The organism is Spirochaeta isovalerica, assembly GCF_014207565.1.
Classification (GTDB): Bacteria; Spirochaetota; Spirochaetia; order DSM-2461; family DSM-2461; genus Spirochaeta_F; species Spirochaeta_F isovalerica.
Window position 1 is genome coordinate 644,096 of record NZ_JACHGJ010000002.1, and the last position, 22,202, is coordinate 666,297.

At 50.5% G+C, this 22,202-nt stretch carries 15 protein-coding genes; 6 read left to right on the forward strand and 9 right to left on the reverse strand.

Annotated features, from left to right (window positions below; all coding sequences use genetic code 11):
* Positions 1-129 precede the first annotated feature (129 nt).
* The 3 genes from HNR50_RS07795 to HNR50_RS07805 form a co-directional block, all read right to left on the reverse strand.
* A complete protein-coding gene (locus tag HNR50_RS07795) occupies positions 130-960 on the reverse strand; it encodes a carbohydrate ABC transporter permease (RefSeq protein WP_184745569.1) in 831 nt (276 codons plus the stop codon).
* Complete coding sequence (locus HNR50_RS07800) at positions 960-1,862, reverse strand: carbohydrate ABC transporter permease (protein WP_184745571.1); 903 nt, start codon at positions 1,860-1,862, stop codon at positions 960-962. The genes HNR50_RS07795 and HNR50_RS07800 overlap by 1 nt, the downstream gene beginning before the upstream one ends.
* A gap of 65 nt (positions 1,863-1,927) precedes the next feature.
* Complete coding sequence (locus HNR50_RS07805; RefSeq protein WP_184745573.1) at positions 1,928-3,220, reverse strand: extracellular solute-binding protein; 1,293 nt, start codon at positions 3,218-3,220, stop codon at positions 1,928-1,930.
* A 263-nt stretch (positions 3,221-3,483) separates the two neighbouring features.
* On the opposite strand from HNR50_RS07805, the gene HNR50_RS07810 reads away from it, so the two are divergent.
* Both HNR50_RS07810 and HNR50_RS07815 read left to right on the forward strand, forming a co-directional pair.
* Positions 3,484-5,058 carry a family 43 glycosylhydrolase gene (locus HNR50_RS07810; RefSeq protein ID WP_184745575.1) on the forward strand — a complete coding sequence of 525 codons (1,575 nt, stop codon included), beginning with the start codon at positions 3,484-3,486 and terminating at the stop codon, positions 5,056-5,058.
* Positions 5,059-5,076: 18 nt separating this feature from the next.
* Positions 5,077-6,195 (forward strand): GntR family transcriptional regulator, encoded by a 1,119-nt coding sequence (locus tag HNR50_RS07815; protein ID WP_184745577.1) that lies wholly within the window; start codon positions 5,077-5,079, stop codon positions 6,193-6,195.
* Between the two features lie 60 nt (positions 6,196-6,255).
* On the opposite strand, the gene HNR50_RS07820 is transcribed toward HNR50_RS07815, so the two are convergent.
* From HNR50_RS07820 to HNR50_RS07830, 3 genes are all read right to left on the reverse strand, one after another.
* Positions 6,256-7,176, reverse strand: a complete 921-nt coding sequence (locus tag HNR50_RS07820) for a carbohydrate ABC transporter permease (RefSeq protein WP_184745579.1) — start codon at positions 7,174-7,176, stop codon at positions 6,256-6,258.
* Positions 7,177-7,185: 9 nt separating this feature from the next.
* Positions 7,186-8,172, reverse strand: a complete 987-nt coding sequence (locus tag HNR50_RS07825; protein ID WP_184745581.1) for an ABC transporter permease — start codon at positions 8,170-8,172, stop codon at positions 7,186-7,188.
* An 83-nt stretch (positions 8,173-8,255) separates the two neighbouring features.
* Positions 8,256-10,037: an extracellular solute-binding protein gene (locus HNR50_RS07830; protein ID WP_184745583.1), complete on the reverse strand. Its 1,782-nt coding sequence runs from the start codon at positions 10,035-10,037 to the stop codon at positions 8,256-8,258.
* A gap of 146 nt (positions 10,038-10,183) precedes the next feature.
* On the opposite strand from HNR50_RS07830, the gene HNR50_RS07835 reads away from it, so the two are divergent.
* The 4 genes from HNR50_RS07835 to arfA all read left to right on the forward strand — a co-directional run bounded on the left by HNR50_RS07835 (position 10,184) and on the right by arfA (position 16,662).
* The gene (locus HNR50_RS07835; protein WP_184745585.1) at positions 10,184-10,828 is read left to right on the forward strand and encodes a GDSL-type esterase/lipase family protein; all 645 of its coding nucleotides are present in this window, start codon (positions 10,184-10,186) and stop codon (positions 10,826-10,828) included.
* 33 nt (positions 10,829-10,861) lie between these two features.
* Complete coding sequence (locus HNR50_RS07840; protein ID WP_184745587.1) at positions 10,862-12,988, forward strand: glycoside hydrolase family 3 C-terminal domain-containing protein; 2,127 nt, start codon at positions 10,862-10,864, stop codon at positions 12,986-12,988.
* The gene (locus tag HNR50_RS07845) at positions 12,985-15,063 is read left to right on the forward strand and encodes an alpha-glucuronidase family glycosyl hydrolase (RefSeq protein WP_184745590.1); all 2,079 of its coding nucleotides are present in this window, start codon (positions 12,985-12,987) and stop codon (positions 15,061-15,063) included. Before HNR50_RS07840 ends, HNR50_RS07845 begins: the two co-directional genes overlap by 4 nt.
* An 84-nt stretch (positions 15,064-15,147) precedes the next feature.
* Positions 15,148-16,662: an arabinosylfuranosidase ArfA gene (gene arfA, locus HNR50_RS07850; RefSeq protein WP_221439831.1), complete on the forward strand. Its 1,515-nt coding sequence runs from the start codon at positions 15,148-15,150 to the stop codon at positions 16,660-16,662.
* A gap of 7 nt (positions 16,663-16,669) precedes the next feature.
* Here the strand turns inward: arfA and HNR50_RS07855 are convergent, their stop codons facing one another.
* Genes HNR50_RS07855 through HNR50_RS07865 form a run of 3 tightly spaced genes read right to left on the reverse strand, consistent with a single transcriptional unit; the run spans position 16,670 to position 22,150 of the window.
* Positions 16,670-17,326, reverse strand: coding sequence for a response regulator transcription factor (locus HNR50_RS07855; protein ID WP_184745594.1), 657 nt, complete (start codon positions 17,324-17,326; stop codon positions 16,670-16,672).
* A 26-nt stretch (positions 17,327-17,352) separates the two neighbouring features.
* Positions 17,353-19,770: a substrate-binding domain-containing protein gene (locus tag HNR50_RS07860; RefSeq protein ID WP_184745596.1), complete on the reverse strand. Its 2,418-nt coding sequence runs from the start codon at positions 19,768-19,770 to the stop codon at positions 17,353-17,355.
* Positions 19,771-19,798: 28 nt separating this feature from the next.
* A complete protein-coding gene (locus HNR50_RS07865; protein WP_184745598.1) occupies positions 19,799-22,150 on the reverse strand; it encodes a glycoside hydrolase family 3 N-terminal domain-containing protein in 2,352 nt (783 codons plus the stop codon).
* Positions 22,151-22,202 lie beyond the last annotated feature (52 nt).

The window sequence follows — 22,202 nt, forward strand, 5'->3', positions numbered from 1 at the left end:
TCCAAAGGATTTATATCCAGAAGTTAAGGGGCAATGTTCGCCAGAAATCTAAAAGAAATCCAGGGGACCTGAAAGGTCCTCTGGATAATCTCTGCAATAGTTTGATAAAAAAGTAAAACTTATGCTGCTTCAGCCTTTTACTGCCCCGGCCGTCAGCCCGTCTATGACATAGCGCTGAAGGGCAAAATAGAAAATGATGACCGGAAGAATGGACAGCGTGATAAAAGCCATAATCTGGTTCCACCCGGAAGCGTATTGTCCCTGATACTGCATGACTCCCAGGGGAATCGTAAAATGCGATGTATCGGAAAGGACGAGCAGAGGCAGCATGAACTGGTTCCAGCTGGCGACGAAAACGATAATCGTCACAGTAGCCAGAACGGGAGTTGAGAGGGGAACCATTATCTTTCTGAAAAAAGTGAGAATCGTCCCCCCGTCGATGCTGCAGGCATCCTGAAGCTCAAAGGGGATCTGCCGGAAAAAACCTGTCAGGATAAAAATACTGATGGGCAGGTTGAATGCGGCTTGAGTCAGGATAACTCCCCATCGTGATCCGATCAGTCCGAACGACCTCAATTGCAGGAAGAGAGGGAGAATGGCCACGGTCAGAGGAAAAAGCAGTCCCATTATAAAGAAGTTGAAAATGGCTTTCTGTCCTTTTATGCGGATTCTCGAGAGAGCAGCGCTGGCCAGCATGGCGAATACGATCACTATGGCTATTGTCGCGCCGGTGATGTATACGGAGTTGAATATCAGGGTCCAGTAGGTGCCGGTTGCTCCCAGTATTTCCGCAAAAGTCTGCAGGGTCGGGGGATTGGGGATTCCGAAGGGATCGGAGAATATCTGACCTTTTTCCTTGAATCCGCCCATCAGGACCGTCAGTATGGGATAAAACATGAGAAAGGCGATGATCGCGCTGAAAACAAATCTTATGACTTCATATCTTTTTTTTGTTACCATCAGTTTTCCTCTCCTACGATGAATCTCTGGTAGAGAAAATTAAATGCCAGACATAGCAGAAAAATAACTATGGCCACGGCGCTTCCGTAACCGAAGGCGAATCTCTTATATCCGAAATTGTACAGATAGGTCACGAGAGTTTCCGTTGAATGAACAGGTCCTCCCTGGCCCATGGCCCATACGACGTCGAATACGTTGAAAGCTCCGGTAACCGAGAGGAATATGGAAATAGATATAACGTTTTTCATGCTGGGGATTATGACATTCCAGATTACCTGCAGTCTGTTGGCTCCGTCTATTACAGCGGCGTCCTCCAGTTCCGACGGGACATTCTGCAATCCGGCGATATAAAGGATCATATGAAAACCGATATACTTCCAGAACAGGACGACGAAAATGGCATTGAACGCAGTCGACGGATCGGCCAGAAGGGCTATTTCCGTTTTCGCATCGGCAAAAAAGGTGGCCAGCTGGGTCATTAGTCCGAACTGGGGATTATAGATAAATTTCCATATGACTCCGGCGATTATTTCCGTCAGAATATAAGGGAAAAAGTACAGGCTTCTGAATAGAACCGATCCTCTCGATTTGCCCCGACCGATGAGAAGCGCGAATATAAACGCTGCGGGAAGCTGAAAAATCAGTGAGAAGATGATCACTTTCATATTGTTCCACAAAGCGGTTTTAAAATATTTGTCGGCGAACAGCCTTGTGAAGTTCTCAACGCCGGCAAAGTTGTCTCTGTTCAGCGGCCCGGCGCCCTTCCAGTTGAACAGTGAATAAAAAGCTCCCTGAAAAACAGGTGCCACGACAAAAACGCTGAATAATATAAGCGCCGGCGCGATGAACAGAACAAACATTAAAAGGTTCTGTGTTGCCCCGGCTTTTCTTTTCGAAATCATGATTTGGTTACATCCACTAAAAAAAAGATAAAGGTTGGAGAATCCCCAACCTTTATCTTAAGGTATTATTTTTCCATCTGCCAGGAATCGTCAACCATAGCAGCAGCTTCTTCGGGAGTCGCTTCTCCCGCCAGCAAGGCCGCAACGGCGTCCTTAACCACTTCTCCGACCGCAGGGGGGAGGAACTGGTCGTAATAGAGCTGGTAGTAACCGGCCTGGCTGACAGCCTTGGCCAATTCAGCCGTATTGCCGCTGAGCGCTGCATCGGCGCCTTTGACGACAGGTATGGCACCTTCGATATCGACAAGTTCTTTCTGACGGTCAACGGACAGGTAGAAATTGAGGAAATCGAGCGCTTCATCGGGAGCGTCTTTTCCGAAAATATAGCCGTTTCCGCCGCCCATTACGTCTTTCAGATCACCTTTTCCGCCTTTAACCGCAGGAAAGGTAAACATGCCGAGGTTGGCAACGCCTTCTCCCGATGCGGAGTTGTTGGCTTCTACGGAAGGAGCCCACTGTCCCATCAGCTCCATTGCCGCTTTTCCGTCACCCATGAGTCTGGCCTGGTCATCGTAGCTGGCTCCGAGGAATCCGGTCTGGAACGGCTCTGTTTCTGCAAGATCCAGCAGCAATTCTCCGGCTTTAACGAATGTTTCATCTTTAAAAGATCCATTTCCGCCGTAAGCTGCGTTGAAGGCATCGATTCCGCCTATTCTCATGGCTAGATATACCCACCAGAAGTGAGCCGGCCATCTGTCTCCGGCACCCATTGCTATGGGAACATATCCGGCTGCCTTGATTTTCTTAGAAGTTTCAATAAGCTCAGTCCAGGTTTTGGGAACGGAAACGCCGACTTCATCAAAGATGTCTTTGTTATACCAGAATACAACACCGCCCATATCGTAGGGAGAGCCGTAATAGGTTCCTTCGTATCCGTAAACGCCCAGGGCTCCCAGACCGATTTTTTTGGAAAGAGTGCTGTTAACGTAATCGGTTACGTCCCTCAGCATGCCCTGTCTGGCATATTCGACCATGACACCGCCGCCCCAGGAATGAAAAATGTCCGGCGGATCGCCGGCCTGGATGGCAACCTGAATCTTCTGTTTAAAAGCTTCATTTTCCAGTATGGTTAAATTGATTTTTACACCGGGATGTGATGCTTCGTAGTCAGCTACAGCCTGCTTCTTGAATTCGGAAGCCGGATCCTGAGCACCGCCTCCTCCTGAGAGGGCCCACCATTCGATTACAACAGGTCCGGAATCGGGTTTGGCCGATTCCTGCTGTCCATTAGCACTCAGAGCCGTTACCATTGTAAACAGTAAAAGCGAGCTAAGCATCAGTCGGAAAACTTTCTTCATTTAAAAACTCCTTCATTTTTTTGAATAACTGTTATCAAATCGACAGTACAAGTACGGACAATTTGGTAAAAAGCCCTTTTGGGATAAAAAGACAAATTACATACAACAATCACATAAAAATATAATAAACCGAACATCCTTCCTTGTCAAAGGAAAATAAATGCCTATATAATCTATTTGTACTGCATTTTTTTTAAATCTATTATTTTGATACTTGTACTATAGATGTTCGTAGATGTCTTGTATTTGTTGAGGAGTTGTTTGTGACAAAAATAACCAATCCTATTCTTAAAGGCTTTAATCCCGATCCCTCTATTGTTTATGCAGAGGGATTTTACTATATTGCCACAAGTACGTTCCAATGGTTTCCCGGTGTACAAATACACCGTTCAAAAGATCTGGTCAATTGGGAATTCCTTTCAAGGCCTCTTGCCGACAGATCCCGGCTGGATATGTACGGTATTCCCGATTCGGGCGGTATCTGGGCTCCCTGCCTTACTTATGATAAGGGACTGTTCTATCTTATTTTTACAAACGTAAGATCTTTAGAGGGAATTTTTAAAGATACCCATAACTATCTGGTTACGGCGTCTTCGCCCGAAGGTCCGTGGTCCGAGCCGAAATATCTCAATTCGCTGGGGTTCGATCCCTCTTTGTTTCACGACAGCGATGGTAAGAAATATCTGCTCAACACCTTCTGGGATCACAGGCCCTGGATGGAAAACCTGTTCTATGGTATTTCCCTGCAGGAATACGATTTCGAAAATAACAAACCTCTCGGTGAAAGAAAAATAATCTTCAAAGGAACGGGAAAGAAGCTGACCGAAGGTCCCCATCTCTATCGGAAGGACGGCTATTATTATCTTTTTACGGCCGAAGGGGGCACGCGGGACAGCCATTGCGAAACCGTGTCCAGAAGCCGGGATATTTACGGCCCCTATGAAGTTCACCCCCGGAATCCCTTTATCACATCGAGACCGTATCCCGATCTTGTTCTGCAGAAGACCGGACATGGAGATATTATCAAGGGGCACGACAGCAATTGGTATTTTGTGCATCTAGCCAGCAGGCCGTCGGTTTGCAACGGCCATTCGGTGCTTGGCCGGGAAACGGCTATTCAGAGGGTCGATTGGCCGGAGGGGGAATGGCCCCGTCTGGCTTCGGGAGGCAACGAACCGGCGGAGGTTATTGAAATTCCCGGAAATTCGGTTCAGAAAGAACAGGAGCGACACAGTCTGTATGAATTCGGTCCCGAAGGGCTTCATGATGATTTTCAGTCCCTGAGAATCCCATCGGAGAGTTTTTATTCCCTTACGGAAAGGCCGGGATGGCTCAGGATGTACGGCAGGGAGTCCATGAGCAGTCTCTTTACTCAGAGTCTGTTGGCCATACGTCAGGACAATCCGGTTTTCGACGTTACGGTTTCACTGGAAATGAATCCGGACATGTATCACCAGATGGCCGGATTAGCCGCATATTATGACACGGAGAGTTATTATTATCTCCATGTTTCCCATGATGAATACCGGGGAAGGGTTCTTCATCTTCTGTCGGCGGGACAGGGGAATTTCGAATATCCTGTATATAATATCGATTTGCCGGAAAAAGGAATTGTTAATCTCCGCTACAGAGTAGAAAAAGATTTAATACAGTTTTATTATTCAATAGAAAAAGATAAATGGATGGAAGTCGGTGATAAGCTGTCTGCCCGTGTCCTTTCTGACGAATACTGCGAAGACTTCCGCTTTACCGGAGCTTTTGCCGCGTTAGCCTGTCAGGATCTTTCCGGGGGCGGAAAACAGGCTGACTTCGCCGAATTATCCATAAAACGATTTTAAAGCGGTGAATATATAAAAATGTCCCTGAAATATAAGATAGTAAAAGATGCTCTTCTGAAGATATTTGATGATGACAATTACAGAAATGGCGATCAGCTGCCGACTGAATTCGAGCTTATGGATAAATACGGCTTCAGCCGCTATACCATTCGCCAGGCTCTGGAAGAACTGGAAAAGGACGGCATCATCGAAAGGATTCACGGGAGGGGGTCGTTCTTTATAGGCAAGCCCGATGTTTCCCGGGAATCTATTTCCGGGGAAAGAAAGGAACAGAAGGGATTTATCGGCATGGTGAATTTTTACTCTCATGATTATATCTACCCCGATATAATGAGAGGCATTGAAGATACGATTTACGCCAACGGTTATTCTCTGGTTCTTTCCAATTGCAATCAGGATTATTCCAAAGAGCTGGAATCCGTCAGGAGACTGATTGATCAGGGAGTGAAAGGGCTTATCATCGAGCCTTCCAGAAACTCGCAGATAACCGATAACCATCCTCTGCTCTCTCTTCTTAGGGGTGCGGGGATTCCCGTCGTCACGACCAACTGGAACTCGAAAGTGAAAAACTTCTCCATGGTCACTATCGATGATGTGAAATGCGGATACGACGCCATCAATTATCTTCTGGAAAAAGGGCACAGGAAAATCGGCATTATATACAAATATGATGTCCAGGCTGGCCGGGACAGATTCGACGGCTATATCAAAGCCCTGAATGATGCAAGTATCGAAGTCAATGATCAATACATTAAGCACTATTCCGACCTGGAAGAGTTCCAGTATTCCGAGCAGGGGTACAAACTGACCAGTCAGATGTTATCGGGATCCCCCGATCCTCCGACGGCGATTTTTTATTTCAACGACAACGTGGCCCTTCAGGGGTACCGGGCGATCAAAGACTGCGGTTTCCGAATTCCCGAAGACATTTCCGTTGTCGGGTTTGATGATTATAAATCGTCTACTCTTCTGTCGCCGCCTCTCACCACTTTCGAACATCCCAAATACGCCATGGGTCGCTGGGCTGCCTATATTCTTCTCGAAGAGCTGGAGCCTTCTCACCGCCCTATGCCCAAGCAGATGATTTTCGAGCCTCCTTTCATTGAAAGAGAAAGCGTCAGAGATCTTTTAATCTAAAAAAAATCCGGATGTAGATTTCTCTTAAACATCCGGAAACATATAATTCACTAATAGTTCTTACTCCTTGACTCCGCCGAGCTGCACGCCGTGAACGAAATAGCGCTGCAGGAAAGGGTAGACTATAAGTATAGGCACGGCGGCCACAACCGTAATGGTGGCCCGGATAGTCTGGGGCGTTACCATGGAAAGGCCCATTCCCGCCTGGGCTGCCTGAGACGACTGGCTCGACTGCTGGCCCTGCATCATGGCGGAAGCGAGAACTCTCTGAAGTTCGTACTGGAGAACCGAGAGGTGCTGGGCTCCGGAATTGTAGATAAAAGCATCGAACCACGTATTCCAGGCGCCCACGGCGACGAACAGGGCTACGGTCGCCAATACCGGTTTTGAGAGTGGCATGACAATCTGCAGATAGGTGCGGAAATCGCTGGCCCCGTCCAGCCGCGCCGATTCAAGCAGCGCCTCGGGGATGGTTCTCATATAAGTCCTCATTATTATGAGATTGAAAGCGGAAATCATGGTCGGTACCCAGTAAACCGCAAATGTGTTCACCATGCCCAGACTCTGGATGAGAATGAAATTGGGGATGAGTCCCGCATTGAAGTACATGGTGAGCACAAAAATCAGTGCAATCGGCCTGCCCGGTTTGAATTCTCTCCGGCTCAATGCGAAGGCCAGCATGGAAGTCACCACGATGTTCGTTACGACCTGGACGACAGTTCGATAGACGGACATCCAGAAGGCGTCCAGTATGGTGTGCATTCCGAGAACTGTCCGATAGTTATCGAGAGTGAAGGTCCGTGGCCACAGGCCGATTCCCCCCCTGACGGCATCCAGTCCGTCATTGAATGATACAGCTATAGTATTTATGATCGGATATAGCATGGCGATGCACAGCAATGCCAGGAATACATAATTAAATGTATGGAATATCAGGGACTCGGCACTAAATTTTCGTCTTAATTTTATTTTACTTTTCATTGATATTTCCTAGAATAGCGTTTCTTGTTTAAGCGATCGGGCGACGAAGTTGGAACCGGTCAAAAGGAGAATGCTGACCACGGTCCTCAATATGCCGGCGGCGGTTGCCAGGCTGAAATTACCCATCTTGATACCGTAGCGCAATACGAAAACATCAATATTCTCTGATCGCACGATGTTCACGCCCTGTCCGAGAAGCCATTGTATTTCAAAACCGCTGGTGAGCAGCATCCCGATATTTATAATCAGCAGAAGCACTATGGTGGGACGGATCGAAGCCAGGGTCACATGCCACATTTTCTGATACCGATTGGCGCCGTCTATGGAAGCCGCTTCGTAAAGATTGGGATCGATGGAGGTCATGGCTGCCATATAGATAATGGTGTTCCACCCGAGGTTTTTCCACAAATGGGTTCCCGCCACGATTCCCCAGAAATATCCGGGATCGGCCAGAAACTGTATAGGGCGGTCCACAATACCCACTTTCAGAAGAAAATCATTCAGAAATCCGCCGGAACCGGGCAGAGATAGGGCTGTTGAGGCCAGCATGGCCACTATAACCCAGCTTAAAAAGTGGGGGAGGTACAAAACGTTCTGAACAAAGCGCTTTACCCCTGTCAGCCGCAATTCATTAAGCAGCAGGGAAAGCATAATGGTTAAAAAGAAGCCGAGAACGAGAATCAGTATACTCTGCCCCAGCGTATTAACTACCGATTGCAGAAAACGCTGTCCCAGAATGGTTGTATTGTCCAATAGCGTTTTGAAATTCTCCAATCCAACCCATTTGTTGCTCATAACCTGACCGATAGGCGAGAGCCCGAATCGCGGCCGGAATTCCTGGAAGGCCATTACCCAGCCCAACAGCGGCACATAGGCAAATAAAAGCAAATAAAAGAGCATCGGAAAGCTCATTAAGTACAATTGCCACTGTTTTTTGAATGTTACCCGCCAGGGGCGCTTTTTCGCTGAAACGCCGGGTGATGTCGTTATTCCCATTAATCAACCTCTTATTGTGATGAGACAAAAGCGGGTGGGGGCCATAAGGCGCCCCACCTTTTTATTGCAGCTTAAGCTCTATTCTATTCTCCGCCTGCCGCTCTGATACGAGCCTGCACGCCTTCGGTAATCACAGCTTCAAAAGCCGCTACATCGATGCTGTCTATGGCAGCCATATATTCATCCCAGACACTGTCGAATCTTGCAGGATCAGTAAGGACTGCTTCGCTTAAGTATCTCTGGGCCGCATCTTCCAGCTGCTGGTTGGCGACCTGGGCGGCGCTGCCGTCAGGAGGAGATATCTGCCACGCGGGATAATGAGCGGGGTTGGGAGGAGGATCGTTTACGAACTGTCTCCAGGTCTGAAGACCGTAGGCCGCAAGGAAGTCCTTATCGTACTGTTTCAGGCTGTCGAAAAACTCTCCGGGCTGATCGCCGGCTGCAAAAGCATTGCCTCCGGGCAGTTCTCCCTGTCTCTTAACCATAATGTCGAGAAGGGCTTCCAGCCGGTTGTCCTGTTTCCAGGTAAGGTTGTTGAAGTTATCGCGCATTTCCTGAGTCTTGTAGAAAAGGCCGTTTTCATCGACCAGGTAGTCTTCGCCTTCTATACCCCAGGAAAGAATGGTCTGCCATTCGGGAGTCAGCATGATCTCGAGGAAATCGAGAAGCAATTCGGGATTTTCGGCGTTGGAGGCAATTCCGAATCCCTGGTTGATATTCAATACATCTCTATCGGCATAATAAGGTTTCTTACCGGGGAATGTCGGCATAGTCGCCGCATATGTCCGTTCGTACTGGCCATTGGCTACAAGGGCGTCGTTGGCTGTTCCGAAACTCCATCTCTGGTCATGAACACCGAGGACACGGCCGCTGGCGACTTTCGCCAGATACTGGTCCAGAGTCTGAGTGAAAGATTCAGGATCAACCAGGCCACGGTCATGAGCCATGTTCAGGAATTTGAAGTAATCGTAGGCATATTTAGAGTTAGCATAAATTTTAGCCTGGCCGTCATCGACCATTACGCCGCCGTCATTGGGATATCCCGCAAGAAACAGGGGAGGATTGGTAAGACCCCAGACACGACCCTGCATGGGAAAGGAGAACCCGATTGTTTTCGCACCGTCGATAGTGGGGTTGGCTTTCATATAGGACTCGATCATATCGAAATAGCGCTCGAGCGTCATGTTTTCCAGCGAAGGATAATTGTGGAATGCGAGTACGTCTTTCTGGATCCAGAATGCCGTACCCCAGTGGATAGGCGACATTATAGGGGGATTTCCATAGAAGCGGTTGTAATTGGGGAACTGGTACAGGCCGTCTTCAACGCCTCCGCCTGTCCATGTCAATTTTTTGCGAACCGGTCTGACATGCTCCGCAAGGAGAGGCCAGCGGCCGCTGTCCAGATAATCGTCGAGACGAAGGAGAGCGCCGCCCTGTACAAGCCTCGCTTGCTGATCGGTTGATCCGACAAGCTCGGGAATCGATCCCGCTGCCAGCATGATTCCGATACGATCCAGTTGCTGATCGGGAGTTGTTATATCGTAATTAAGCGTAACTCCGAGCTTCTCCTTCAGCAATTTCGAAATTTTGTTGTCCGGCGAGGGAGCTGTCTGGCTGGTAACGATCCAGGCATCGATTGTGACCGGATTGTCGGGAGAGAATACATGGGGCTCTCCGTTGCCCTGGGCACCCTTCGTTTCATCTGCTCCACTGGCGAAAAGCACGGCGGATAAAATGACTAATAGAAAAGCAGTAAATAAAGTGCGCTTCATTAGTGCACCTCCATAGAGTAGGTATTCCGGAGGAAAAGCATCAAAGACGACTTTGAATGATCCGCCGGTTGAAAAAAGTATAAGGGCGGTCATTCGGTTCAACATAGCGGGGGAAATACTGATAATATGGTCGGTGATTTAACCTATACAAAGATGGCCTCCCTCTCTGATATACTTGATTTCATATCGAGGGTTTGCGGTGTCCGATGGAAATGCCGCAGGGAAAGGGAGACCGGAACATGCCGATAGAGCCAATCATGCGCACAGATGATCATCATATAGAAAAGCACAGGCGGATTATGGATATGACCGGTAAGGACAATGTCGACTCGGTCTTTATAGGAGACAGCCTTACGCGGCGATGGGAGGATAATCCCGATCTCTGGAACCGGTTCTTCGGAAGCTTCCGTCCGGCGAATCTCGGCTTTGGCGGAGACACTCTGGAGAATATTCTCTGGCGTATGGAAAACGGCGAACTGGAAGGGATGAATCCTTCTGTGGCTGTCATCCTCGCCGGGACCAATAATATAGGAACCCATGATAACGTCTATATCCTCGATAGACTGGCTGATATCTGCGGGAGCATAGAAACGCGGCTTTCCGATGCGAAACTTCTTGTTGTTGGAATCCTACCGAGAGACCGGGATGAAACCGGCATCGATTACGGTTCCCGCATCACTGATATCAATAAAGGATTGCGAGGCTTATGCGCCCGAAAGGGATACGCGTTCCTGGACCCGGGAAGCCGTTTCCTGACTGATGAGGGCCGGCCGGACCGCAATCTGCTTCCCGACGGGCTTCACCTGGATGCCGCGGGATACTCAATCCTCGGTCCGCTTCTCTCGGCGGAAATCTCAAAGATCCTTCGTGGAGCATCCACGTAACTGAGAAACAATGTAAACAAGGAGTGTTCCCCTATGAGTTTTGTCAGACTTGCCAAGGAGCAGGAACAGGAAATTGCAGATCTAATACAACAAATGACCATGGAAGAAAAAGTCTCCCAGATGCTTCACGGGAGCCCGGCCATCGACAGGCTCGGAATTCCCCGGTACAACTGGTGGAACGAGGCCCTTCACGGAGTAGCCAGGGCGGGAACCGCAACGGTCTTTCCCCAGGCGATCGCCCTGGCCGCGACCTTCGATCCCGGGCTCGCCGAGTCCGTCGCTTCGTCCATTGCCGATGAAGCCAGAGCCAAGTATGATCAGGCTGTTTCCCGGGGAGTGAGGGAACAGTACCACGGCCTTACTTTCTGGACACCGAATATTAATATCTTCAGAGATCCCCGATGGGGCAGAGGGCAGGAGACCTATGGAGAGGATCCCGTCCTGACGACCCGGATGGGCCAGGCATTCGTACGGGGACTTCAGGGCGGGGATAAACGCTATTTGAAAACAGCCGCCTGCGCAAAGCATTTTGCGGTCCACAGCGGCCCCGAAGCCCTCCGCCACAGCTTCGATGCCCGTGTTTCACTGAAGGACCTCCACGAGACATATCTTCCGGCGTTCAAAGCGCTGGTGGAAGAAGGGGTGGAATCGGTTATGGGGGCCTATAACCGGACACTCGGAGAAGCGTGCTGTGCGTCGAGCTTCCTTATGGAAGAGATTCTCCGGGGAGACTGGGGTTTTGAAGGCCATTATGTGTCTGACTGCTGGGCCATCAAGGACCTTCACGAAAACCATGGCTTAACCCGAAATGCCGAAGAATCGGCGGCTCTGGCGGTGCAAAGGGGTTGCGATCTGAACTGCGGCAACGCCTATGAAGTCCTTTGCAATGCTGTGCGGCACGGTCTGCTGGACGAATCCTATCTCGATCTTTCGGTCGCCAGGCTTTTGAGAACCAGATATAAACTGGGGATCCTGGGGACAGATGATCTTTCAAACCCCAACCCCTACAAAGGTACGGATCCTGAGGTCATCCGATCGCCGGAGCACCTGGATCTGGCCTTAACAGCCGCGAGAAAATCCATTGTTCTCTTAAAGAACCGCGATGAACTCCTGCCTCTGGACGATTCGCCCAAACGCATCCTGCTCATAGGCCCCGCAGCGGCGAATCTCCATGTTCTTCTGGGCAACTACCACGGTCTCAGCCCCGACTTGATTTCCATTCTGGAAGGGATGAGCGGGGCCGTTTCGGAACGGCCTGCTGTCAGCATGGACTATCACCCGGGAATCGGGATGTACGGACCGAACAAGAATACGGGCTGGACTGTGGGTATGGCCGAAAAAGCCGATGTCGTTATCGCGGTCTTCGGAATCGACAATGCCATCGAGGGGGAAGAGGGAGATGCCGTAGCCTCCGACTGTAAGGGAGACCGGGATACGATAGAGCTGCCGCCATGGCAGCTGGAATATCTTCAGGCCCTGAGAGACAGAGGCAAGCCGCTGGTACTCATTCTCACCGGCGGAAGCCCGATCGCCGTGCCTGAGAACATCGCCGATGCGATTCTCTTCGCCTGGTATCCCGGAGAACAGGGAGGGAGCGCTGTAGCCGATATCGTTTTCGGAGAGACAAACCCCTCGGGCAAGCTCCCCGTCACATTTCCCGCTTCCACCGGAGACCTTCCCCCTTACGAGGAGTATTCCATGGCGGGACGGACTTACCGGTACATGGAAAAACGGCCGCTCTTTCCCTTTGGATTCGGACTGAGTTATAGCCGTTTCGCCCCTGAAAACATGGAAATTTCCGGCACGGGAATAAGAGCCGGTGAAAACATTAAAATCCGGTTGGACATTGCCAATAAGGGCAGCAGAGAAGGCGAAGAGGTTTGCCAGGTCTATCTGAGGCACAGCGGAGAAGGGCACAAGGGACCGGACTGGAGTCTCAAGGCTTTTCAGCGGTTGAATATTGCCGCGGGAGCCTCCGTCAGGGCTGAATTCGTTCTAAAGCCTGAAGATTTCGAAACCGTTGGCGATGACGGTATCAGACGTCTCGTTCCGGGAGTTTGTCAGGTGCTCATCAGCAATTGTTCTCCCCGGTTCATCAATGACTTTCCGGAAACATGGTCGACGGAAATTCTGGAAATAACCATAGAAGAAGCAAAATGAATAGTATGAAAAACTGCAGCGGATATGATTTGTGGATGGCCTATAACCGATTAAGCGGCGAAAGACTGGCTATGGCTGAAGATTTGTGCAGGGAAATCCATGTCTATGGAGAGGGACCGGTCATGGCTAATGTTGCCGCTGAACTGGAACGGGGGTTCTCCGGCCTGACCGGGGAAAAGGTGAAAACAGTTCGTCTTATCAATTCTCAGAGAAATGACAGCACCAGATCCCGCCCCTCAATAATAGCGGGAACAAAGCATTCCCTGGGCGAAATGATTCAGGGAACAGGGCCTGAATCTGATGGCAGTGTGAATGGTAAACCGGAAGCTTTTACCCTGATCATGCCCGGAAATTCTGAATCGGGTCATGGAGGGGAAAGCGATGCCCTCTGGGTTATCGGCGAAGACGAGCCGGCCTTAATCTATGGCGTTTTTGAGCTCCTGCGGAGGATCACGACCGGCCATCTTCCCGAACCGGGCAGTACATATAGCGGATCGCCGGCATTCAATTGGAGAATGCTCAATCATTGGGACAATTTCGACGGAACGATAGAGCGGGGATATGCGGGGAAATCTTTGTGGAAGTGGCACGAGCTGCCGGACCGTGTGGATAACCGTTATACAGATTACGCCAGGGCCTGCGCATCTGTCGGCCTGAACGGCAGCGTGCTGAATAATGTCAATGACGCCCAGACGGTTCTGCAGAGCGGGAATCTGAGGAAAGTGAAAGCCATAGCGCAGGTTCTGGCGGGCTGGGGAATCAGGACATTTCTTTCGGTCAATTTCGCATCGCCGATGATCATCGGCGGTCTGGATACGGCGGACCCTCTGGATCCGGAGGTTCGTCAATGGTGGATGGAAAAATGCGACGAGATTTATGCGCTCATCCCCGATTTCGGAGGATTTCTGGTCAAAGCCGACTCGGAAGGCCAGCCCGGCCCCTTCAGTTATAACCGGAATCATGCCCAGGGGGCCAATATGCTGGCCCGCGCTCTCGCTCCCCATGGAGGGGTGCTTATCTGGAGGGCCTTTGTATACGGCCACGGCGAAGCGGACAGAGCTAAAACCGCCTATTCGACTTTCTCGGCACTGGATGGAGAGTTCGATGACAATTGCGTGATCCAGATCAAGAACGGAGCGATCGATTTCCAGCCCAGAGAGCCTGTTCACCCCCTTTTCTCCCATCTCCATTCCACGAATTCCTTTATGGAATTCCAGATAACCCAGGAATACCTTGGCCAGGGCAATCATATCGTCTACCTGGCGCCCATGTGGAAGGAGATATTGGATTTCGATTTCGCCAGCGGCTTATCGAATCCGGAATCGCCCTCTTCGGTTGTTTCCCGCCTTACGAATGAACGGAACGGCAGAATCACCGGCATAGCGGCGGTTTCGAATATCGGAGATGAGGAAACCTGGTGCGGATCTCATTTTCATCCGCTCAACTGGTACGCCTACGGTCGTCTGGCCTGGAACCCCGGTCTGAGTTCCGAAGCTATCGCCGAAGAATGGGCTGTTCAAACCTTCGGTTCCGACGAAAAAGTCATCGATGTTTGTATGCGGATGCTCCTCCCTTCATGGGAAACCTGCATCAATTATATGACGCCTCTCGGCCTCCATCATATAATGAAAGAGGGGCACCATTACGGTCCCGATCCCGGTTTCGACGGCGGGGAAAGGGAGGACTGGCGATCGACTTATTATCACCGGGCTGATCGTAAAGGTCTGGGATTCGACCGCAGTCCTACGGGAACAAAGGCCACGGAACAGTACCCGGAGCCCTGTTCCTCTCTCTTCGGATCGATGGATACCTGCCCGGAAAAATATCTTCTCTGGTTTCATCATGTTCCCTGGGACAGAAAGCTTTCGTCAGGGAGAACTCTCATGGACGAAATCGAGGAGCGATATAAGACAGGCGTGTCCGGCGTTGAAGGAATGATCAGTCACTGGGATGAGGTTTCAGAGAGGATTGATCCTCAGCGGGCCCGCGCCGTCAGAGAAAAACTGGAGATTCAGCTGGCCGACGCCCGGGAATGGATGGAGGTCTGCGTACCTTACTTCCGGTCCTTCAAATAGAAGGTCGGGCAGATAATTCTATTGTGATATATATCATGTTTTATTTGATTAAGTCATAAGGTAAATTAAAAGGAAGGAATGACTATGAAAGCCAAAATATACGCGAATAAAAACTTGCCCATAGCAAAGATCGACAAGAGGATTTACGGAGCCTTTATCGAGCATCTCGGCAGAGCTGTTTACGGCGGTATATATGAGCCGAGCCATGAAACTGCCGATGAAGAGGGATTCAGACAGGATGTTCTGGAGATGGTTCGTGAACTCAATGTCCCGATTATCCGCTATCCCGGGGGGAATTTCGTATCGGCGTACAAATGGGAAGACACCGTCGGTCCGGTCGAAGAAAGGCCCAGGCGCCTGGATCTGGCCTGGAAATCCACCGAGCCCAATGAAATAGGTCTCCATGAATTTGCCAGATGGGCTGAAAAAGCCGGATCGGAAGTGATGATGGCCGTTAATCTCGGGACCAGAGGATTGCAGGAGGCCACTGAAGTCGTTGAGTACTCAAATCATTCGGAAGGTTCGTACTGGAGCGAATTGAGAAAAAGCCACGGCCGGGATAAACCCCTGGGCATCGGCATCTGGTGCCTCGGCAATGAGATGGACGGTCCCTGGCAGGTCGGACATAAGACAGCATACGAATACGGCAGACTGGCCAATGAAACGGCCAAGGCTTTGAAATTATTCGATTCGAAGCTGGAACTTGTGGTTTGCGGTTCATCGGGCTGCGGTATGCCCACATTTCCCGAATGGGAGAGACAGGTCCTTGACGAAAGCTACGAGAACGTCGACTACATTTCCATTCATATGTACCTGGAGAATGCTAAGGACGATCTTGAAACATTTCTCGCCGCCCCTTTAAGCATGGACAAATATATCGAGGAAGTCATTCACGCCTGTGATTATATAAAGGCCAAAAAAAGATCCGAAAAGACGATCTATCTCTCTTTCGACGAGTGGAATGTCTGGTTTCACTCCAATCAGCAGGATCAGAATATTTACAAAAACAAGCCCTGGCAGGTCGGCCCTTCGCTTCTCGAGGATATATACACTTTCGAAGACGCCCTCGTGGTGGGAATGATGCTGAACACTTTGATCCGCCATTCCGATAGGGTTAAAATCGCCTGTCTCGCCCAGCTGGTGAATGTCATCGCCCCGATCATGACGGAAAACGGCGGTCCCGCCTGGAAGCAGACAATCTATTATCCATTCCAATACGCTTCCCGGTACGGAAGGGGAACCGCCATCCGGTTGATGGTTGACTGTCCGTCCTATAAGAATGAGAAATACGGGGATATCCCCTATCTGGATGTGGCAGCGGTCCATAACGAAGAGACCGGGGTTCTGGCCCTGTTCGTGATAAACCGCAACCGGGAGTCCGCAGTTTCTCTCGATTTTCAACTGGACGGATTCGAAGAATTCCGGCTGGACGAACACAAGGTCATGGTTCATGAAGACAACAAGGCTGTAAACAGTAAGGACGACCGGGACAATGTCGTTCCCCGGGACGGTTCAGGTATCGCTTATGAAAAGGGACAAATTTCCGGTGAGGTTCTTCCCCTGAGCTGGAACTGCATCGTCCTCAGCGCCGCGACCTGAACCGGAATCAGGTTCGTCTGCTCTGCCACCATTTTACGGCGTAGCGGCGGACCTGAGCGGCCGAGGAGAGCTGGAGCTTTTCTTTGATGTGATCGCGATAGGTGCTGACGGTTTTAACCGAAAGGTTCATCGATTCGGAAATTTCACCCGTGCCGTAGCCCTGGCCCATGTATTCCAGGACTTCAAACTCCCTGTCGCTCAACAGCTCTTCGGGCAGGGTTTCGTCCTTCTGCGAATACATTTTCGAAAGCAGGCGCTGGTTTATGTTCTGCGAAACATGCACTTTGCCGTTCAGCACTTTCTGAATGGCTTCCAGAGTCACAGCCCAGGCTTCTTCCTTCATAATGTAGCCGCTGGCGCCGGCTTTTAATACCCGTTCGGCATAAATCAGCTCGTCGTGCATGGATATGACAAGTATGGGAATCGATGGGTATTTGCTTTTCAAATCCCGGATCAGATCGATGCCTTTGCTGTCGCCGAGGGACATATCGAGCAGTATGATATCAACCTGCTCGCCTGAGAGAAACTGTTCGGCCTCGCGGGCGCTCCCCGCCTGCCCTTTGACTTTATATCTCAATTCGCTCTCGAGGAGAGCGACAAGTCCCTGTCTGAAAATCGGGTGGTCATCTACAACCAGAAATTCGATTATTCCTTTGCTAGGCATATCTTTCTTCCTTTTCTTTCACTGAATTAGCTGATGGCGGCGCACACCACGGTCGTGCCCCCTCCCTTGGTTTTCCGGAAATCAAGGGTCATGCCGGCTTTTTCCGCCCGGTATTCCATTATCTGCAAACCCATCCCCGATGACTTTTCGGGTTTTACAAAGCCCACTCCGTCATCCTCGATACGAACATAAAAACCTGAAACCGGGTGCCCGGCAGAAGGCTGGAGGCTGCTGAGGGAATAAGCACTGCTGTTCCGGGTGTTTAACATTCCCAGATCTACCACGATTCTGCTGCACCCTGAGTGCTTTATGGCATTGGAGAGGGCTTCCTGAATAATCCGGTAGAGCTGGATTCGTCTGTCCCCCTTTTCTATGAAGAAATTATTACCCACAATAAGAGAAATAGGCAATCCGCTGCTTTTCTTCAGTGATTCTATCAGACTGTCGATGGTCGCGACAAAATCGTTTTCCGCAAGGCCGATGGTAACGAGCCCCCGGGAAATGTTCCTCGCCCTTTCAATGGAATCTCCCAGCATATTCGCTATCTTCTCAACCGTATCGGAGGTCGGCGATCCTTCGGGCAGACTTTTTCCCAGAACTTTGGTGAGCATGGAAATACCTGCCAGATGCTGGCACAAATCATCATGCAGATCCTGTCCGATCCGGTTCATGGTCTGATTGGATATTTCGATGAGATCGCTTTCTAGCCTCGTGCGCAGTTCCACTTCGCTCTGGAGCTTCGTGTTGATTCTTATCAGTTCCCTGGTGCGTTTCTCTACTTCCACTTCCAGACCCCGCTCGTGCAGTTTGACCTGTTCCATCAGGTGGTAGCCTTTGAGGGTGCTGGCGATCTGCTTGGATATGATGTCGTAGAAGCCCGGGTCATCGGTTTTTACCGGCAGAATGATGATCCCGAAAATTTCCGATTCTGAAACAAGGGGTTTTATGACGCAGCGGCTCTTTCCCCAGGCTTTGTGCAAAGCGTCGGGAAGCTGCTGGATTCCACCATCGAAACTGTTCAGATACCGGACTTCCTCAGATAGATGGAAGAGTTCCCATCTGTCGTGATTTTTCCGGTTTTCCTCGCCCCATCCGGTCATGATTCCGATATAGCCTTCGGAGTAACCGATAAGGGACAGGCCCTCTTTCACCCTGTTCAGGATGGAATCCTTATCAAAGGCTTCCGATATATAGGCTCCGAAAGAGCGGGTTATGGAATTCTGTTCTTTTTCCTTCAGTCTCCTGGAGGAAAGGGAAAAAACCATTTGCTGATTCAGGTATGAGACTCCCCGGGCTATTAAATCTGATATCTCTTCAATTCGGTTCCGGTCGGAAGCTTTCACGGACAGGAGCAGATCTTTTTGAACAGCAAAAAGCATGGACTGAAGCGATTGAATGGCTGAGGGAGACTGCATGGAAGAGCCGAGGCTTTCGGAAAGCTGTTCGAGAAAATCCTCTTCCCGTCCCTCCAGAATTGTTTTCTTCAGCTCTTTGATTTCCGAATCGGAATAGGTCCGGCTTTTCGTAGAAATTGCGAAATCCCCGTTGCCGAAAGTTCTCTCATGGCTTTTGCATCCGCAGGATTCCCCTATGAGCGGAGAAGAGCTGAGTTTTATGTTCGATACGGGCTCTCCCTCCTGTTGCTGAAAGAGCATTTCAACGGCTTTGGCCCCCATTTCATATAAAGGCTGACGAACCGTGGTAAGGGGAGGATTGAAAAACTGAGCTTCCTCAATCCCGTCAAAGCCGAAAATCGAAATATCCTCGGGAATGCGGTACCCCCGGGATATCAATTCCTCCATAGCTCCCAGGGCCATGTTGTCATTCAAGCAGAACAAAGCGTCCAGTTCTACTTCCGAATCGAGCAGGGCCGAAACGCATTGTCTGCCCGACTCGGTATTGAAATCTCCCTCGACCCAGGGTACCGACGCGGTCGGTATGCCTTCGTTTTCGAGGAATTCGTAGAAACTGTTCATTCTCAAGCGCGATTCCTCATGGTGTAGCGGACCGGATATCAGACCGAAGCAGCGTCGTTTGTGGTCGTGGATCAGGTGTTTTATGATTGAGCCGATAGCCTTTCGCCCTTCAACGGTGACGCTGGGGATTCCCGGAATGGCAAGTCCCAGTGAGACTCTCGGAATGTCCGACCATGGCTCCAGAAGCTTGGCCAGCTGATCCGGCTCCACATAAGTGGATATGGACGAACTGACAATAATCAGGCCGTCGATCTGATTCTTCCCTACAAGCGAATACACTATGTTGGAATTACTCTCATCGGGATGGGGCGAATTGATACGCGAACCGAGGAAACTCACCAGCCCTGTGCCCAGTTCCTCCGATTTTGAGACGATCCCCCGCCAGATCCCCGCCTGGTACGAGTCGTTTATACCTGCGGTTATAACACCGTATACTTTATTGAATTCACCCATTGGTGCAAGACTCACAGTAACTTTCCATAATCCGAATATATTACTATAAATGTTTACGTATGGTAAGGGATGATTTCATTTCCCAATTATCCGGAAGCGGCCGCCTTTCCCCTGTTACTTGTACAGTCGTGCTGAATTCGATGGATTCCGCGTTTCCGGCCAGCATAATTTCAAAGTCGCCCGGTTCGACGATCCGGACAAAGTCGTCAACCGTGAAATTCAACATATCCACAGGTATTTCAAATTCCACATCGGCGGTTTCTCCGGGCTCAAGAAAGACTTTTTTGAATGCCTTAAGCTCTTTTACGGGGCGGACCCTGCTGGCAAACAGATCCCTCACATATATCTGGATGACATCAGCGCCTTTTACAGGGCCGGTATTGGTAATTTTAAACGAGCCTCTGACGGAACCGGTTATCTCAACCGGGACGGCCGGAATTTCCCAATCGGAGTAGGAAAAGGACGTATAACTCAAACCGTAGCCGAAGGGATAATCCGCTGCAAAATCCGGATGGAGCGGAGTGCCGGCCGACTTGAGTTTATGATTGTAGAAATAGGGCATGACCCCCGCATTCTCCACAATTGAAACAGGCAGCCTCCCCGAGGGGTTCTCCCTTCCTGTAAGAAGATCGAAAATCGCTTTCGGCCCATACATTCCCGGAAGCCAGGCCTGAAGTACGGCTGCGCATTTCTCCCCGAGGCTTCCCAGGCTATAGGGCCGTCCGCTTACGAGCACGGCAATGACCGGCTTACCCGTGGCAAGGAGAACTTCGAGTAGCTGATGCTGAACGCCGGGGAGCCGCAGGGAGCTCGTGTCGGATCCTTCTCCCACAGTTCCCGTGAGGAACAATCCGGCGAGATCTCCCAGAACGGCAATGACCGTATCGGATTTTCGGGCAAGATCGATGGCCTCTGAAAATCCGGAGGTGTCGTAGCTTATGTAGCTTTTCTGACTTCTGCCGTCCAGTGACAGATCCCCGGGGAAAACCGCCGCTTCTTTGGGACGCTCTGTCAGGACATCACATCCTTTGGAAAAGCCGACTTTGCCGGGATAGAACTCTTCAAATACGGTTCTGACGGTTTTGAGTTCCGGATCTTCATCGTCCAGCCCGCTGAGAATGAGGTGAACGGGAAAGGAATAGCCGCTGAGCATAGCCATCTTATCATCTGCCAATGGGCCGATAAGAGCTAGCGAACCGGGATTCTCAAGAGGAAGGATACCATTGTTCTTTAAGAGTACAGCTGATTGTGCCGCAGCCTTATAGGCCGTATTTCTTGTCGATTCGGAGCGGAGGTCTATGGCTTTTTCATCAGCATAGGGCTTGTCGAAAAGTCCCAGCCTGATTTTTTCCTTCAGCACCCGCTTGACGGCCTGGTCTACCAGAGCCACCGGTAGTTTTCCCTTTTCAATGGCCTTCAGGGCGGCTTGCCCGAAGCACTCGTCTCCGGGAAACTCCACGTCGACACCGGCTTCAAGAGCCAGAGCGGCCGCCTCTTCCATATCTTCAGCGACACGGTGTTCGTTGTGAAGCTGACCTATTCCCGCGTAATCGGAAACAATAACCCCCTGGAATTTCCAGGCTTCTCTGAGAACATCGCCCAGATATTTCCGCGATGCGTGAAGCGGGATGCCGTCTATGTCGTGATAGGCGGGCATCACAGCTCCCGGGGACGCGAGTTTGACCGCCATCTCAAAGGGCAGCAGCATCGTGTCATTCAATTCCGACTCGCCGATCCTGACCGGAGCGTGGTTCCGTCCGCCTTCGGGAAGAGAGTGTCCGGCGAAATGCTTGAGGGTGGCCATAACATCTTCATCGGGCCCCTGAAAACTGCGAACCCAGGCCGTCGCTAAAGATCCGACCAGATAGGGATCCTCTCCCATGCTCTCTTCAAGCCGTCCCCAGCGGGCATCGCGGGCCACATCCAGGACCGGCGCCAGCCCGAGCTTGCTGCCGACGCTTCGCAGCTCATAACCGATAGCTTCTGCGATTTCGCCGATGAGATCTTCATCCCAGAGCGAGCCGTTGTTTATACCCGAAGGGAAAAGCGTCGCGCCCCTTGCCATGAGGCCTGTCAGGCATTCCTCGTGGGGGAGAGCGGGAATACCCATGCGGGTGTGTTTGACCAGGTACTCCTGAATGGAATTGAGCGCTTTCACTCCGGCAAGGGCGGATATGGGCTGACTGCCCAGAGGCCTCACGATATGACCGATTCCGTGCTGGAAATCCTTCTTCATATCCAGTTCGCGGTAGGTGTTTTTAAACCCTTCCATGCTTCGGATTTTTATATGGCCGTTTTCGGAAAAATGGCACCAGGCTGAGTAGAGCTGAGCCAGTTTTTCTTCAATCCGCAGTTCGCGTACTATTTCTTCCGCCCGTTTATCCATAGATCTCATGGCTGATTCACCTACCTTTATTTTTAATTGATTTTAACCTGAAAAAAAAAAT

Coding starts and splice junctions, on each gene's coding strand:
- HNR50_RS07825 (WP_184745581.1), bottom strand. CDS start 8,172: ATGGGAATAACGACATCACCCGGCGTTTCAGCGAAAAAGCGCCCCTGG.
- HNR50_RS07845 (WP_184745590.1), top strand. CDS start 12,985: ATGAATAGTATGAAAAACTGCAGCGGATATGATTTGTGGATGGCCTAT.
- HNR50_RS07855 (WP_184745594.1), bottom strand. CDS start 17,326: ATGCCTAGCAAAGGAATAATCGAATTTCTGGTTGTAGATGACCACCCG.
- HNR50_RS07795 (WP_184745569.1), bottom strand. CDS start 960: ATGGTAACAAAAAAAAGATATGAAGTCATAAGATTTGTTTTCAGCGCG.
- HNR50_RS07805 (WP_184745573.1), bottom strand. CDS start 3,220: ATGAAGAAAGTTTTCCGACTGATGCTTAGCTCGCTTTTACTGTTTACA.
- HNR50_RS07840 (WP_184745587.1), top strand. CDS start 10,862: ATGAGTTTTGTCAGACTTGCCAAGGAGCAGGAACAGGAAATTGCAGAT.
- HNR50_RS07830 (WP_184745583.1), bottom strand. CDS start 10,037: ATGACCGCCCTTATACTTTTTTCAACCGGCGGATCATTCAAAGTCGTC.
- arfA (WP_221439831.1), top strand. CDS start 15,148: ATGAAAGCCAAAATATACGCGAATAAAAACTTGCCCATAGCAAAGATC.
- HNR50_RS07815 (WP_184745577.1), top strand. CDS start 5,077: ATGTCCCTGAAATATAAGATAGTAAAAGATGCTCTTCTGAAGATATTT.
- HNR50_RS07820 (WP_184745579.1), bottom strand. CDS start 7,176: ATGAAAAGTAAAATAAAATTAAGACGAAAATTTAGTGCCGAGTCCCTG.
- HNR50_RS07800 (WP_184745571.1), bottom strand. CDS start 1,862: ATGATTTCGAAAAGAAAAGCCGGGGCAACACAGAACCTTTTAATGTTT.
- HNR50_RS07865 (WP_184745598.1), bottom strand. CDS start 22,150: ATGAGATCTATGGATAAACGGGCGGAAGAAATAGTACGCGAACTGCGG.
- HNR50_RS07835 (WP_184745585.1), top strand. CDS start 10,184: ATGCCGATAGAGCCAATCATGCGCACAGATGATCATCATATAGAAAAG.